A 13,740-nucleotide genomic window follows, 5' to 3' on the forward strand; every position below is an offset into this window, starting at 1 on the left:
CGCGTCACTTCGCGGGCTTCTTCGGCGCCCTCGGCGCCCTGCGCGCGGCTTCCAGCGCCGCCGCCTTCTCGGCGTGCTTCTCGGCACGCGTGCGGTGCGCCTTCGGCTTCTTGACGGCTTGGCCCTCCTTCGCTTCGCTGGTGGCGAGCGGCCGGTCCTTCGGCTGCGCGTGGTGGGTGCGCACCAGCCGGTCGACGGCGCTCGGCCGCGGTTGCGCGGCCTGCGCCTGCCGCTTCTCGCGTTCTTCCTTCAGGTGCCGGCGCTCGTCACGCAGCGCCAGTTCGGCCTGCGAGGGCTGGTCGCCAGTTCCGTCGGCGGTGCGGCTCATCATGGCCCGGTGCAGCGCCTGGCCGTTGCTCGAGATGCGCTTGCTCATGGATGCAGTGCGGATCGGCATGGCAGTTCCCTCGTGGTGGACGGACGACCACTGTAGGCCGGCGTCGCGACGGACGCCACCCGGCACGGCTTCACGCCATTGCGGGCAGGCTGCTTCGGCTTGAACCGTTCGTGCCCAGGCCGCAACCCAGCGTCCGACGCCGGCCTCCCGCCGGTTCGTCCACCCGCAAGGAGCTGCCATGGAAACGTCCCTCACCGTCCGCGTCACGGCCCTGTGCGCATCGGCGGTCATCACGCTGACGCTGCTGCAAGCCGTGGCCCTGCTCGGGCATCCGCACCACGCCGTCGGCGGACAGCTGGCGCAGTGTGCCTCGCAGGCCGCACCCGCCCGCTGACCGCGCAGGAGCCGAGTCATGCCCACCGCCCGATCCTTCACCTTCGCGCTGGCGGCCGCGGCCATCGTGGCCACCGGCGCGACCGGATGGCACCACGATGCTTCCACGCCTCCACGACTGCCCACCAAGGCCGTCCATGAGACACCTTCCGGCGTCGCCGCCGACGTGGTGTACCTGCCGGACCTGTTCATCGACGCGGAACGCGTCGCGCCGATCGAACCGCTGCCGCCGCAGTTCTAGGTGGGTCGCCTAGACCTGCGCGTCATCGCGCGCCAGCCGGAGCACGGGGAAGGCGCGCGGCAATGCGTGCAGTGCCGCGTCGGAGGCCCTGACCGCCTGCCGCCAGGCCTTCCACTTCACGGGGTCGTAGGTGCTGGTGCCGGGCAGGCAATCCTCGACCGCTGCCCAGGTGCGCCGCTCGACCGCGAGCGCCGCGAGGTAGCTGGCAATCTGCTGGTGGTCCATGAGCTGGTCCTCCGGCAACGCAGTGTGCTCGCCAGCAGGCGCAGGTTCAACCACGACGGCCTCAGGGCTTGCCCAGCCGCCGCGCGAGCTCCCGCAGCTCTTCTCGATTCAGGTCGGAAATCAGCCAGTGCTCCATGCCGCCTCGGGTCCAGTGCGCGACGTTGAAGCCACGCGTCGACGACAGCGTCGGCGCCCGGTCGGCGCCCGTCGTGGGCCAGGTGAAATCGTCGGCCACATGTTGGCCAGCGCGATACACCAGCGCCGCCACCGGGCGCCCGCCGATGTAGTCCACGCGGGCGCCGAGCAGGGCCGCGTTGCCGCCCTCGAGTTCGCGCACCTCGGGCGAGAAATCAAGCCGGGAGGAGAGCCAGGGCTTGACGGTGTGGTGGTCCGACGAGGCTACGTCCAGCGCCCGCTGGCCCAGCGTCGCGCGGACATGGCTCGCGACGACATCCTGCTCGACCTGCCGCTCCTGCAGGCTCGGGGCCAGCAGCAACTGCAACGCCAGGACCACGCTGGCGGCCAGCGACGCGGCGCCCGCCCACCAAGGCCAGGCCGGCAGCGAGCGCCTGCGGGGCCCGGGCGCCCGCGGCGCGACGAGTGCCTGCACGCGTGCGCGCAGGTCCGGCGGCGCCGCGTGGTACGTGGCGCGGCCGCGCACCGTATCGCGCAGCTTGCGTAGCGCCTGCAGCTGCGAGCGCAGCTCGGCGTCGTCACGCAGCCGCGCCTCCATGGCCAGTTGCCCGGCCAGGTCCAGTTCGCCATCGACGAAGGCGTCGAGTTGCCAGGGGTTGTCGGGCATCGTCATCCCTGCTCTCCATGGGTCCTGCCGACGGCCCGCAGCACCGGCCGCGCGCCCGGCGTGAGCGCGGCGCGCAGCAGGCGGCGCGCGCGCGACAGGCGCGACATCACGGTGCCGATCGGCACGTCGGCGATCGCCGCGATCTCGCGGTACGAGAGGTCCTCCATCTCGCGCAGCACCAGCACCTCGCGGTACGGGAACGGCAGCTTCGCGAGCGCCTGGCTGACCTGTGCGCGCTCGTCCTCGCGCACCAGCGAAGTCACCGGCTCGTCCGCGGACGCCTCGCGCCACGGGCCCTCATGCTCGTCGTCCTCGTCGAGCGCCACCGTGTCGGCCGGGTGGTTGTGCTTCATCCACGCGAAGCAGGTGTGCCGCACGATCTGCAGCAACCAGGGCCGCGCGTCGTCGCCGCGGAAGCTGCCGAAGTAGCGCAGCGCCCGCAGCACCGCCTCCTGCACGACATCCTGCGCGTCGTCGCCGTTCCCGGTCAGCCAGCGCGCGAGGTTGTAGGCCGCATCCAGGTGCGGCAGCGCCAGCGTCTCGAAGCGGTGGATCTGGGCGGGGTCGGTCACGCGAGGCCTCGTCGTGGGACTTCTACCGTGGTCCGCTCCCTGCTATTCCCGATGCCCGCGCCGGCGACGGGGTCGGGAATGCGCGGGCCCCGCTGCAGGTATTGCCGTCATCGCATCACCACCAGGAGCCCGACATGGATGACTTGCAACGACGGCAGTTCCTGCGCCTGTCCACCTGCGGCGGCGTCGTGTTCGCATCCGCCCTCTTCCCCTCGCGTGGCATCCGGGCCGCGGCCGAGGTCGAGGACTTCCACTTCGTGCAGCTGTCCGACCTGCACTGGGGCTATGCCGGCCCAGAGAACCCGGATGCCCGTGGCACGCTGCCGAAGGCGATCGCCGCGGTGAACGCGCTCGACGTCGCGCCGGACTTCATCGTCTTCACCGGCGACCTCACGCACACCACCGACGATCCGCTCGAGCGGCGCAAGCGGCTCGGCGAGGTGCGTGCCATGACCGGCGACCTGAAGGTGAAGGCACTGCGCTTCATGCCGGGCGAACACGATGCCTCGCTCGATGCGGGCCGCGCATTCACCGAGTTCTTCGGGCCCACGCACCACACCTTCGACCACAAGGGCGTGCACTTCATCGTGCTGGACAACGTCAGCGATCCCGCGGCGCGGCTGGGCGACGCGCAACTCGCGTGGCTGGCCGACGACCTGCGCAGGCAGCCGGCCGACGCACGCATCGTGGTCTTCACGCACCGGCCGCTGTTCGACCTGTACCCGCAGTGGGACTGGGCCACGCGCGACGGGCAGCGCGCGATCGACCTCCTCGCCACGCGCCCCGATGTCGCCGTGTTCTACGGACACATCCACCAGGAACACCACCGCATGACCGGCCCGGTCGCGCACCACTCGGCCATGTCGCTGATGTTCGCGCTGCCCGCGCCCGGCTCGCAGCCCAGGCGCACGCCGCTGCCCTGGGATCCCGCGCAGCCCTACAAGGGCCTGGGCTGGCGCGAGGTCGATGCGCAGCCCGGGAAGGCGCAGTACGCCCTCACCGGGATGCCGATCGTGCGGGGGTGACTGCCGTGGACCCCGACATGCAGCGGCGGGACCTGCTCGCCAGCGCCGCCACCTCGGTGCTTGCAGGGCTGGCGGCGTGGACCATCGCGGCGCCACCCGGCCGCGTCGTGACGATGGTGGCGCGGAAGTGGACCTTCGTGCCCGCCACCGTGCAGGCACGCAAGGGCGAGAAGCTGGTCTTCCAGCTCACCGCGCCGGAAGTTCCCATGGGCTTCAGCCTGCCCGACTTCCACGCGCGGACCGACGTGGTTCCCGGCAAGGCGGCGACGCTGGAGGTGGTGCCGGACCGCGCCGGCACGTTCACCTTCCTGTGCGACGTGTTCTGCGGCGAGGGCCACGAGACGATGAACGGGACGCTGGTCGTCACGGGTTGAGGTGCGTGGAGTGACGCCCAGCCGTCCCCCCTTCCACTTCCGGCAAGAATGCGGCGGTGCTGATTCATCGCGTCTACCTTGCAGGCCCTGACGTGTTCCGGCCCGATGCCATCGAGCACGGCCGCAAGCTCGTCGACCTCTGCACCGCCCATGGCTTCGAGGGAGTGTTTCCACTTGACCCGTCCCTCGCCGCCGATCCCCGCCCATCGCACGAGCTGGCCCGCCAGATCTACCGCGACAACCTCGCGCGCATCGACAGCTGCGATGCGGTCCTGGCCAACCTCGACTTCTTTCGCGGAGTGGAACCCGACAGCGGCACCTGCTTCGAGGTGGGCTACGCGGTCGCGCACGGGAAGGTGGTCGTCGGCTATGTCCCGGATCGAGGCAGCCTCCCCGAACGCATCCGCGGCCGCGACCCCGGGCTGGTCCAGGGCGACTTCGATCTCAATGGCTGGAGGGTCGAGGACTTCGGGTTGCCGCTGAACCTGATGCTGGCCGTCCCGTGCCGCATCGTCGTTGGCGATGCGCGTTCGGCCCTGGCGGCGCTTGCCGCCTTGCGTCCAGGCGAGGCAGCCTAGGACCGCCTGCGCGCGATCATTTCCCTTTGCGCTCCCGATCCGCTTCGGCCCGCAGCGCGTCCCCATGCTCGTCCAGCGCGGGGGCCGCGAACGGCGCCGGATCCGGCGTGCGGTCGAACGTCCATGCGCCGGCGAAACCGCGATAGCCGCCTACGGCGGGATGCTCGAAGCGATGCACCATGCCCTCGGACTGCACCTGCGGGAAGTCGAACATGTCCTCCACCTCGCGCGACGCGGCGCACGGCACCTCTTCGCCGAACAACGCTTCCCACTCGAGCGCCGAACGGCTGGCCAGCGCGGCGTGCAGCTTCGGCACGATCTCCTGCGCGTGCACGGCGCGCTTGCGCACGCTGTCGTAGCGCTCGACCAGCAAGTCCTGCAGACCGGTCTTCTCGCACAGCGCCTGCCAGAAGTGCGGCGTGTTGGCCGAGATGTAGAGCCAGCCTTCGCGCGTCGGATGGATGCCCGTGATGCCGCCCGAGCGCATGTCGCGGCCGCCGACGTCGCGCGGCTCGCTGTCGGCCCACACCAGGCGCGCCGACTGCATCGCCAGCGCCGAGCGCAGCAGCGACACCCCGATCGACTGACCCTGCCCGCTGCGTTCGCGCTCGAACAGCGCCGCCGACACGCCACCCGCGACGAGCGAGGCGGCGTAGTAATCCACCACCGAGCCGTACAGGATGCCGGGCGGACCGCCCGCAGGTCCCTGCATCGCGGCCATGCCGGTCATGGTCTGCAGCACCTGGTCGTAGCCGGCCTTGTCGCGCAACGGGCCGGTGTCGCCATAGCCGCTCACGGCGCAGTAGATCAGGCGCGGGTTGTGCACGCGCAGTTGCTCGCACGCGATGCCCAGGCGCGCCGGCACTTCGGGGCGGAAGTTGTGCACCAGCACGTCGGCCGTGCGCACCAGCGCGTGCAGGCGCGCGAGGTCGTCCGGCTTCTTCAGGTCCAGCACGACCCCACGCTTGCTGCGATTGACGCCCAGGAACGCGCGGCTCTCGCTCTCCAGCGTCGACGGGTACTTGCGCAGGTTGTCGCCCGCGGGCGGTTCGATCTTGACGACGTCGGCGCCCATGTCGGCCAGCAGCGCGCAGCCATAGGGGCCGGCGATGTAGGCGCTGAGGTCCAGCACGCGGATGCCGGCGAGCGGCCCGGAAGGCGAAGTCATGCGAGCTCCGGAAAGGGTCAGGCTTCGGGCAGCAGCCCGAGGCGGCGCGCGGTCGCGACGATGGCGCGGGCACGCAGCAGGAAGGGACGGTCGATCATGCGACCGTCGACGAGGAAGGCGCCGACGCGGTCACGCTCTGCCACTTCGGCTGCCTGGGTGACGCGCACCGCATGCGCGATCTCCTCGTCGGTCGGACGGAACGCCTCGTTGGCCAGCGCCACCTGGCTCGGGTGGATGCAGGTCTTGCCCGCATAGCCCAGGCGCCGCGCGAGCCGCGCCTCGGCGAGGTAGCCCTCGGTGTCGCGCACGTCGGCGAAGGCGCCGTCATAGGCGTCCACGCCCGCCTCGCCCGCGGCCATGCGCACGGCGAAGAGGACCTGCTGCACGGCAGCCGTCTCGCGGCGCGCGATGCCCAGGGGCTCGAACAAGTCGCCCAGTCCCACCTGCAGGCCCATCACGCGCCCGTCGGCGCCGGCGATGGCCGCGGCGTCGCGCAGCGCGCGAGGCGTCTCGATGTTCAGCAGCAGGCGCACGGGCTCGGTGACACCGTTGGCGCGCTCGGCCTTGCGCAGCGCCTCGCAGGCCGCACGCACGTCGTCGAAGCCTTGCGGCTTGGGCAGGTTCAGCACGTGCAGCCCGGGCTGCACCACGGCCGCGAGATCGGCCTCGAAATGCGGCGTGTCCATCGCGTTCACGCGCACGATCACCAGCTTGCCTTGCGCCGAGGGAGCCGCACGCAGCCAGTCGCGCACCGTGCCGCGCGCTTCGTCCTTGCGGTCCTCGGTGACGGCGTCTTCGAGGTCGATGGAGATCGCGTCGGACCGCGCCGGCCAGCGCCTTGGAAAAGAGTTCCGGGCGCGAGCCCGGAACGAACAGCTTGCTTCGCATGCCGTGCGGGAGGGTCAGTCGGCCTTGATGTCGGCCGCCCTGGCGACCTTCTTCCAGCGCTCGATCTCCGCGGCGATGAAGGCCTCGAACTCGGCCGGCTTCATCGACGCGGGCTCCGCGCCTTCCTTGAGGAAGAACTCCTTCATCTCGGGCGACAGGATGATCCTGTTGATCTCGGTGTTCAGGCGATCGACGACCGGCTGCGGCGTTCCCGCCGGCGCCAGCACGCCCCACCACAGCTCGCTGGCGCTGCCCTTGTAGCCGGATTGCTCCAGCGACGGCAGTTCCGGCGCGACCGGCGAGCGCTGCGCCGATGTCACGGCCAGCGCGCGCACCTTGCCTCCCTTCACCTGTCCGAGGATCGAGGGCGCACTGGCCACCAGCACCTGGATCTGGCCGGCCAGGAGGTCGGTGGTCGCCGGGCCCATGCCCTTGTACGGCACGTGCGTGAGCTTGATGCCGGCCGCGTCGGTGAACAGCTCGGTGGCGAAGTGGTTGATGCTGCCGGTGCCCGAGGTGCCGTAGTTCAGCTTGCCGGGATTGGCCTTGGCCGCGGCGACGAGATCGCCGATGGTCTTGTACGGCGAGTCGGTGGACACCGTGATCAGCATCGGGCCCTTGCCCAGCATGGCCACAGGCTTGAAGCTCTTCACCGCGTCGTACTGCAGGTTGTTGCGGATCGCGGCGCCGGTCGTGAAGGTGGACGACAGCACCACGAGGTTGTAGCCATCCGGCGGCGCCTTGGCGACGATGGCGTTGGCCAGCACGCCGCCGGCCGCCGGCTTGTTGTCCACCACCACGGGCTGGCCCAGCGACTCCGACAGCTTCTTGCCGATCGCACGCGCGAAGGTGTCGTTGGAGCCGCCCGGGGCGCTGCCCACCACCAGCGTGATGGGCTTGGTCGGCCAGGCCGGCGCCTGGGCCCAGCCGGTGAATGGAAACGCGCAGGCGAGGCCCAGCGCGGCGCGGATTGCCAAAGTCTTCAAGCTTGTCTCCTGGATTGCAGCGGGCTCACTCGACGCGGATGTGGGCCTCGCGAATCAGCGTACCCCATTTCGCATGCTCGGCCCGGATCTGCGCGGCGAACTGCTGCGGGGTGCCGGGCGTGGCCTCGCTGCCTTCCTGCGCGAGCTTGTCCTTCACGTCGGCGCGGGCGAGGATCTTCACCGTCTCCGCATTCAGGCGTTCCACTGCATCGGCCGGCATCCCGGCGGGGCCGACGAGACCGAGCCACGTGGTCGCATCGAAGCCGGCATGGCCCTGTTCCGCGATCGTGGGCACGTTCGGCAAGGCACTGATGCGACGCGCCGAACTCACGGCCAGCGCGCGGACCTTGCCCGCGGCGAGCTGGCCCATCACCGACGGCGCACTGCCGAAATAGCTGTCCACCTGGCCGCCCAGCAGGTCCGTCATCGCCGGCCCCGCACCCTTGTACGGGACCTGCAGCAGGCGCAGCCCGGCGCGCTGGTGCAGCAGTTCGCCCGCGAGGTGCCCCACCGTGCCCGTGCCCGCCTGCGCGAGGCCGACCTTGCCGGGATTGGCCTTGGCCGCCTGCACGAAGTCGGCGAATGTCTTCAGCGGCGAATCGGCGCGCACGACCAGCACGACGGGCTGCTCGGCGATCGAGACGATCGGCGTCAGGTCCTTCAGCGGATCGAACGGCATCTTCGCGTACAGCGAGGGATTGATCGCGAGATTGGAGGCCTGCCCCATGCCGATGGTGTAGCCATCGGGCGCCGACTTGGCGACGAAGTCCAGGCCGATGTTGCCGCCCGCACCGGCCTTGTTGTCGACCACCACGGTCCATCCCAGCAGCGAGCCGAACTTCTCCGCGATCAGGCGCGACGTCGTGTCCGTGCCGCCGCCGGGCGGGAACGGCACGACGAAGCGGATCGGCCTGGCCGGATACGCACCGCTGCCTTGCGCGAAGGCCGTCGTGGCCGAAGCCGCGAGCGTCGCGGCCAGGAAGTCTCGTCGTTGCATGCCTGTCTCCTTGGGTGCATCGGATGGGGCGGGAACTGTTGGCCCGGCGCGACTGCGAAGTCCTGCTTTCCTGCTCGTCGTCCAGCGCGAAACGCATTTTGTTACTTCGCATGTCAAACCCTGCATTGACTGGATGAGTTGCAGCGGCAAAGCATGGTGATGGGCTCTTGCCCTCAATGCTTCACAACAGGGAGTGGAATTGAACTCGAAGAAGAATCTCGTTGGCCGTCGCATCGCGCTGCAGGCGCTCGCACTCGCATCCGTGGCTCCGGCCGCCTTCGCCCAGAACGGGGCCCGTGCAAGGACCGGAAGGGCGGCATCCGGCGCAGACGCCGCGCCGTCCGCGGTCGGAGCGTGGCCCACCCAGCCCATCCGGCTGCTGGTGGGCTTCCCGCCGGGATCCGTGCAGGACATCTCCGCGCGGATCATCGCGCCCGGTCTCGCCGCGGCATTCGGCAAGCCGGTCATCGTGGAGAACAAGGCTGGCGCCTCGGGCACCATCGCCGCGGACATGGTGTCCCGCGCGACCGACCTGCACACGTTCGGCGTCATGAACAACTCGCAGCTGACGGTGGCCAAGATCCTCACGCCGGCGATCGCGTACGACCCCATCACGGACCTCACGCCGATTGCCATGATCGGGACCACGCCGCTGATGCTGGTGGTGAGTAATGCCTCGCCGGGCAAGACCGCCGCGGAGCACGTGGCGTGGTTGCGGAACCTGGGCGACAAGGGCAACTACGGATCGCCCGGCACCGGCACGCCGGGCCACCTGGGCATGGAGCTGCTCAAGTCGCGGGCCAACATGTCCACGATGCACATCCCCTACCCCGGCAATCCGCAGGTCATCACCGCGCTCATGGGCGGTCAGCTGCATGCGGGATTCCTGCCGCCCGGACTCGTGCTGCCGCATGTCCAGTCCGGCAAGCTCAAGGCGGTGGCCGTGAGTTCCGAAACACGCAGCCCTCTCGCCCCGGACTACCCGAGCCTGAACGAGATCAACATCAAGGGGGCAGAGCTGGAGCTGTGGAGCGCGCTGGCGGGCCCGCGCAACCTGCCGCAGGAGATCGTGGACAGGCTCAGTGCAGCCGCGGTCACCATCGTGCGCGAGACGGACGTCCGCGGCCGCCTGCTCACCGCCGGCTGGCAACCCACTCCGACCAATGCAGTGGGACTGCGCGGCCGCATCCGCAGCGACACGCGCACCTTCGGCGGGATCATCCTGATGCGCGGCATCCACGTGGACGCGTGAGCATCCAGGGAGGCCTGGGGCCTCCCTGCTGCTACTTGGGGAGGTGGAAGTGGGGCGCACCTTCGCGGGTGCCGCCGTCACGGGGACGGGCTTGGAGCCTTGCGCGACACGTTTCGGCGCCTGCTCCTCGCCCGCCATGTGCGTGAACCGGTAGACGCCCACGGCGGCCAGGACGGCCAGGACCATCATGTACCGCCTCTCGCTCTTGTGATTGCCGCTGAACAGCGCCAGGAGGGCGAAACCCGCGATGGCGACGACCAACATCTGGAGGTCCAGCGTCAGTGATTTGAAGAAGTCCATGGTGATCCCGAAACTGCTGGAAGGCTCACTCTAGCGAAAGCGCACCGGAGATGGCCAGTGCTCATGGCCATCGGGCGCGCAAGTGTTGCCAGATCGTCAACTGGCGTCGCGAGGAGACGACTCCCGGGGCGGGCCGGGCTAGCTCCCGGGCCGCTCGTGACGCCACGTGGCGACGGCATCCACCGCTTCGTCCAGGCTGGACATCGCACGGACGCCGGTGACGGAGCATCCCCGGGAACAGCCTTCCCCGCCGACCCACAACTCCACGCCGGCGGGCAGCACCGCACGCAATTGCTGCAGCAGCGGGTCGATCTGCCGCCTGGGAAACGCGCCCGAGAACGACAGCGCCACCACGTCAACGTCGTAGGCGTCCACGGCGTGCGCGATCTCCGCGATGGGCGTCTGCGTGCCCAGGGACAGGCAGTGCGCGCCGGCCAGCGCCATCACGGCCTCCGCCATCAGCAGGCCGAGGTTGTGGGACTCATGGGTCAGGGTGGTGAGGAGCACGCGCGGGTCCCTGCCGCCGGGCACGGTCGCGATGGCCTGGCGCAGGACCCGCGTGGCGATGTCGGTGAACAGGTGCTCCTCGAACACCTCGAGCTGGCCGTTCTCCCAGTCGAGGCCGACCTGCTCGCTCATGGGTGCCACCGTGTCCTGGACAAACCGGCGCAGGCCTTCGAGCGCCAGGCGCTGTTGCAGCAGGTGCAGCAGGCCCTGCGCGTCATGGCGCCGCAGCAGGGCCATCAACGGCCCGAGCGCCTCCGTGCTGCGTGCCAGGGCAGGTCTTGAAGCAGGGGCGTCGCGCTGCGGCGCCAGCGCCTCCTCCAGTTCGGCAACAGGCCAGCTCAGGAGCTGGCCCGGCCTGTGGCCCTGGTCCGTCAGCCGCTTGATAAGGCGCAGCCGCCTCACCTGCTCGGGCGGATAGATGCGATCGCCGTTCGCATCGCGCAGCGGCGAGGGGAAGCCGTAGCGCCGCTCCCAGACGCGCAGCACGTCCTTGGACAGGCCCACGTCGCGCTCGACCGCCGTGATCGATAAACCCATTTCTTTCATTTTGTCTTGGACAAACCTTTGACGACCGGTCGCCGTCCAGCTATTCTGCGCTTTCCGCCAGTTTTGTCCAGGACAAAACGTTCACCGCGTCCAATCACGAGAGGACCCCGTCATGCAGAAAGTCGCGACAGCGTGGGCTTCCCCGGCCGTGGAGGACGGCGCGCGCCAGGACTGTCTCCTGCATGGCGGTGGTCCTGGCGAAGGCGCAGGCCGCCCGCCCGGGCCGCGCATGGCAACGCCGATGGCAGGCAGCCCGACCGCCCCCATGCAGTCCCGCGCGCAGGCCTGGCACGCCCGCGTGGACCGGCGTCTCGCCGAGCTCCTGCCGCCAGCGGCCGACCGCCAGGATGTCGCCGCCGCGATGCGCGACGGCGTGCTCGCGCCCGGCAAGCGCCTGCGCCCGCTGCTGATGCTGGCGACGGGCCGTGCCCTGGGCTGCGACTCACCGGCCCTGCTGGATGCCGCGTGCGCGGTCGAGATGGTGCATGCCGCATCGCTGGTCCTGGACGACATGCCGTGCATGGACGACGCCTGCCTCCGTCGGGGCCGCCCCACGGTGCACGTCCGCCACGGGGAGGATGCGGCCGTGCTGGCTGTCGTCGCCCTGCTGGCGCAGGCCTGCGCCACGGTTGCGGCCCTTCCGGGCCTGGACGGCTCGCTGCGCGCGCGCGTCGTGTGCGTGCTGTGCGACGCGGTCGGCCCGCAGGGCCTGGTGCGGGGACAGTTCCGGGACCTGCGCGAAGGGGCCTCTGCGCGCACGATGCACGCGATCGCGGAAGCGAACGACCAGAAGACGGGCGTGCTGTTCGCCTGTGCGCTCGAGATCGCAGCGCTCGTTGCCGGGGCGCCGCAGGCCGTCGCCTCGCTGCGCGCCGCAGCGTCCGAGGTCGGCCAGGCCTTCCAGCTCAAGGACGACCTGGAGGACGGCACGTCCAGCGCAGGGCCGGCGGACAAGGACCGTCACCAGGACACCGGCAAGAGCACCATGGTCGCCCTGCTCGGGCGCGGCGCGGTGGAGCAGCGGCTGCAGGAGCACCTGGCGCGCGCCGAGGCGCTGGTGCGCGAGGTGCTTCCCGACAGCGACGCGCTGGTGGACCTGCTGCGCCGCACCTTCGCGACAAGCAGCGCGGACACGACAAGCAGGACCGGCCCTGCCGCTGCAGTGGCCGTGCTCTCCGCGACCTGAGGCCCCGCCATCCTCGCCGTGCGCCACTTCGCCGTCATCGCCCCACCCTTCACCAGCCACGTCCGGGCACTCGAAGCCCTGGCCGGCGAACTCCTTGCGCGCGGCCACCGCGTGAGCTGGCTGCACCAGGAGGACGTGCGTCCCGTGCTGTCGGACCCGCGCATCCAGTTCGTGGCCCTCGGCGCCGCGAGCCATCCGCGCGGCAGTCTCGGCCGCATGGTCGATCGGGCGGCACGGCCCGGCGGCCCCTTGGGCATCTCCCGCGTGATCGCGGACATGGCTGCCGCCACGGACATGCTCTGTCGCGAGGCTCCGGCCGCACTGCGCGACCTCGGCGTGGACGCGGTGCTTGCCGACCAGATGGAGGCGGCCGGCGGCCTCGTCGCGCCCGCGCTGGGGTTGCCCTTCATCTCCGTGGCCGCCGCGCTGCCCGTCAACCGCGAGCGTCACCTGCCCTTGCCGGTCATGCCATGGCGAGTCGCCCACGACGAGGCCGGACAGCGCCTGAATGACAGCAGTGCGCGCGTGTACGACTGGTTGATGCGGCCGCATGCGCGAGTGATCGACAGGCATGCGCGGGCCTTCGGCCTGCCACCGCGCGGGGCGCTGCACGAGTGCGTGTCGCCGCTGCTGCAACTGAGCCAGGCCACGGCCTCGTTCGATTTCCCACGGAAGCCGGAACCGCACATCCACCATGTGGGCCCGCTGCGGGCACAGGCGCGCAGCGACGACCTGGGCTGGCCGGAAGGGTGGCGGCGCGACCAGCGCGTGCCATTGGTCTTTGCCTCGCTGGGCACGTTGCAGGGCGGTCGCTTCGGCCTGTTCCGCCGCATCGCCCGGGCCTGCCGGGCCGAAGGCGTGCAGCTGCTGCTGGCCCATTGCGATCGCCTGGGGCCGGGTCATGCCGAAGTATTGCGGCGGGACGGCGCGACCTGGGTCACCGGCTTCGCGCCACAGCAATCCGCCCTCGAGATGGCCGAGGTGGCCATCACGCACGCCGGGCTGAACACGGTGATGGACGCGTTGGCCGCCGGCACGCCCATGCTCGCGCTGCCGATCGCCTTCGACCAGCCCGGCGTGGCCGCGCGCATCGTCCATGCCGGCGTCGGCGTGCGCGTGCAGCCGGCACTCGCCACGACGGCGGCGCTGCGGCGCGCACTGCGGCGCCTCCTGGAGGATCCCGGCTATTTCAGGCGCGCGCGCGAGCTGGGACAGGACGTCCACGCGGCGGGCGGCGTCGCGCGCGCGGCGGATCTCATCGAGGCTGCGCTGCAGGGCGTGCAAGCGGTCTCCGCCACCGTGGCCCAAGGCCGCGCGGCGGCAGTGGGCACGTCCCACGAACTCACCACGGCGAGGGCCTGAG

Annotated in this window: 16 protein-coding genes and 1 pseudogene; 8 read left to right on the forward strand and 9 right to left on the reverse strand. The window is 70.7% G+C overall.

Going from position 1 to position 13,740, the window contains the following annotated elements; translation table 11 throughout:
• Window positions 1-4 precede the first annotated feature (4 nt).
• Window positions 5-376, reverse strand: a complete 372-nt coding sequence (locus ACPWT1_RS22345) for a hypothetical protein (RefSeq protein WP_427913324.1) — start codon at window positions 374-376, stop codon at window positions 5-7.
• A gap of 199 nt (window positions 377-575) precedes the next feature.
• Here ACPWT1_RS22345 and ACPWT1_RS22350 point away from each other — a divergent pair, with 199 nt between their 5' ends.
• Together ACPWT1_RS22350 and ACPWT1_RS22355 are read left to right on the forward strand one after the other, a co-directional pair.
• On the forward strand, window positions 576-731 hold the full coding sequence (locus ACPWT1_RS22350) for a hypothetical protein (protein ID WP_427913325.1): 156 nt from the start codon (window positions 576-578) through the stop codon (window positions 729-731).
• Between the two features lie 18 nt (window positions 732-749).
• Complete coding sequence (locus ACPWT1_RS22355; protein ID WP_427913326.1) at window positions 750-971, forward strand: hypothetical protein; 222 nt, start codon at window positions 750-752, stop codon at window positions 969-971.
• Between the two features lie 9 nt (window positions 972-980).
• Here the strand turns inward: ACPWT1_RS22355 and ACPWT1_RS22360 are convergent, their stop codons facing one another.
• The 3 genes from ACPWT1_RS22360 to ACPWT1_RS22370 all read right to left on the reverse strand — a co-directional run bounded on the left by ACPWT1_RS22360 (window position 981) and on the right by ACPWT1_RS22370 (window position 2,570).
• On the reverse strand, window positions 981-1,196 hold the full coding sequence (locus ACPWT1_RS22360; RefSeq protein WP_427913327.1) for a hypothetical protein: 216 nt from the start codon (window positions 1,194-1,196) through the stop codon (window positions 981-983).
• A gap of 61 nt (window positions 1,197-1,257) precedes the next feature.
• A complete protein-coding gene (locus ACPWT1_RS22365) occupies window positions 1,258-2,004 on the reverse strand; it encodes an anti-sigma factor family protein (protein ID WP_427913328.1) in 747 nt (248 codons plus the stop codon).
• On the reverse strand, window positions 2,001-2,570 hold the full coding sequence (locus tag ACPWT1_RS22370; protein WP_427913329.1) for an RNA polymerase sigma factor: 570 nt from the start codon (window positions 2,568-2,570) through the stop codon (window positions 2,001-2,003). The genes ACPWT1_RS22365 and ACPWT1_RS22370 overlap by 4 nt, the downstream gene beginning before the upstream one ends.
• 134 nt (window positions 2,571-2,704) lie before the next feature.
• Here ACPWT1_RS22370 and ACPWT1_RS22375 point away from each other — a divergent pair, with 134 nt between their 5' ends.
• The 3 genes from ACPWT1_RS22375 to ACPWT1_RS22385 all read left to right on the forward strand — a co-directional run bounded on the left by ACPWT1_RS22375 (window position 2,705) and on the right by ACPWT1_RS22385 (window position 4,547).
• Window positions 2,705-3,595, forward strand: a complete 891-nt coding sequence (locus ACPWT1_RS22375; RefSeq protein ID WP_427913330.1) for a metallophosphoesterase family protein — start codon at window positions 2,705-2,707, stop codon at window positions 3,593-3,595.
• Window positions 3,592-3,969 carry a cupredoxin domain-containing protein gene (locus tag ACPWT1_RS22380; protein WP_427913331.1) on the forward strand — a complete coding sequence of 126 codons (378 nt, stop codon included), beginning with the start codon at window positions 3,592-3,594 and terminating at the stop codon, window positions 3,967-3,969. The genes ACPWT1_RS22375 and ACPWT1_RS22380 overlap by 4 nt, the downstream gene beginning before the upstream one ends.
• A gap of 62 nt (window positions 3,970-4,031) precedes the next feature.
• Window positions 4,032-4,547 carry a nucleoside 2-deoxyribosyltransferase gene (locus ACPWT1_RS22385; protein ID WP_427915614.1) on the forward strand — a complete coding sequence of 172 codons (516 nt, stop codon included), beginning with the start codon at window positions 4,032-4,034 and terminating at the stop codon, window positions 4,545-4,547.
• Between the two features lie 16 nt (window positions 4,548-4,563).
• Here ACPWT1_RS22385 and ACPWT1_RS22390 read toward each other — a convergent pair whose 3' ends face one another.
• From ACPWT1_RS22390 to ACPWT1_RS22405, 4 genes and pseudogenes are all read right to left on the reverse strand, one after another.
• The gene (locus tag ACPWT1_RS22390; RefSeq protein ID WP_427913332.1) at window positions 4,564-5,715 is read right to left on the reverse strand and encodes a CaiB/BaiF CoA transferase family protein; all 1,152 of its coding nucleotides are present in this window, start codon (window positions 5,713-5,715) and stop codon (window positions 4,564-4,566) included.
• Between the two features lie 17 nt (window positions 5,716-5,732).
• Window positions 5,733-6,603: pseudogene (locus ACPWT1_RS22395) on the reverse strand (HpcH/HpaI aldolase/citrate lyase family protein).
• A gap of 14 nt (window positions 6,604-6,617) precedes the next feature.
• The gene (locus tag ACPWT1_RS22400; RefSeq protein ID WP_427913333.1) at window positions 6,618-7,589 is read right to left on the reverse strand and encodes a Bug family tripartite tricarboxylate transporter substrate binding protein; all 972 of its coding nucleotides are present in this window, start codon (window positions 7,587-7,589) and stop codon (window positions 6,618-6,620) included.
• A gap of 25 nt (window positions 7,590-7,614) precedes the next feature.
• The gene (locus ACPWT1_RS22405; protein WP_427913334.1) at window positions 7,615-8,586 is read right to left on the reverse strand and encodes a Bug family tripartite tricarboxylate transporter substrate binding protein; all 972 of its coding nucleotides are present in this window, start codon (window positions 8,584-8,586) and stop codon (window positions 7,615-7,617) included.
• 199 nt (window positions 8,587-8,785) lie between these two features.
• On the opposite strand from ACPWT1_RS22405, the gene ACPWT1_RS22410 reads away from it, so the two are divergent.
• Window positions 8,786-9,838, forward strand: coding sequence for a Bug family tripartite tricarboxylate transporter substrate binding protein (locus ACPWT1_RS22410; RefSeq protein WP_427913335.1), 1,053 nt, complete (start codon window positions 8,786-8,788; stop codon window positions 9,836-9,838).
• A gap of 438 nt (window positions 9,839-10,276) precedes the next feature.
• Here the strand turns inward: ACPWT1_RS22410 and ACPWT1_RS22415 are convergent, their stop codons facing one another.
• Complete coding sequence (locus ACPWT1_RS22415; protein WP_427913336.1) at window positions 10,277-11,182, reverse strand: MerR family transcriptional regulator; 906 nt, start codon at window positions 11,180-11,182, stop codon at window positions 10,277-10,279.
• 274 nt (window positions 11,183-11,456) lie between these two features.
• Here ACPWT1_RS22415 and ACPWT1_RS22420 point away from each other — a divergent pair, with 274 nt between their 5' ends.
• Both ACPWT1_RS22420 and ACPWT1_RS22425 read left to right on the forward strand, forming a co-directional pair.
• The gene (locus tag ACPWT1_RS22420) at window positions 11,457-12,377 is read left to right on the forward strand and encodes a polyprenyl synthetase family protein (protein WP_427913337.1); all 921 of its coding nucleotides are present in this window, start codon (window positions 11,457-11,459) and stop codon (window positions 12,375-12,377) included.
• Between the two features lie 18 nt (window positions 12,378-12,395).
• Window positions 12,396-13,739, forward strand: coding sequence for a glycosyltransferase (locus ACPWT1_RS22425; RefSeq protein ID WP_427913338.1), 1,344 nt, complete (start codon window positions 12,396-12,398; stop codon window positions 13,737-13,739).
• Window position 13,740 lies beyond the last annotated feature (1 nt).

The organism is Ramlibacter sp. MMS24-I3-19, assembly GCF_050320135.1.
Classification (GTDB): domain Bacteria; phylum Pseudomonadota; class Gammaproteobacteria; order Burkholderiales; family Burkholderiaceae_C; genus Ramlibacter.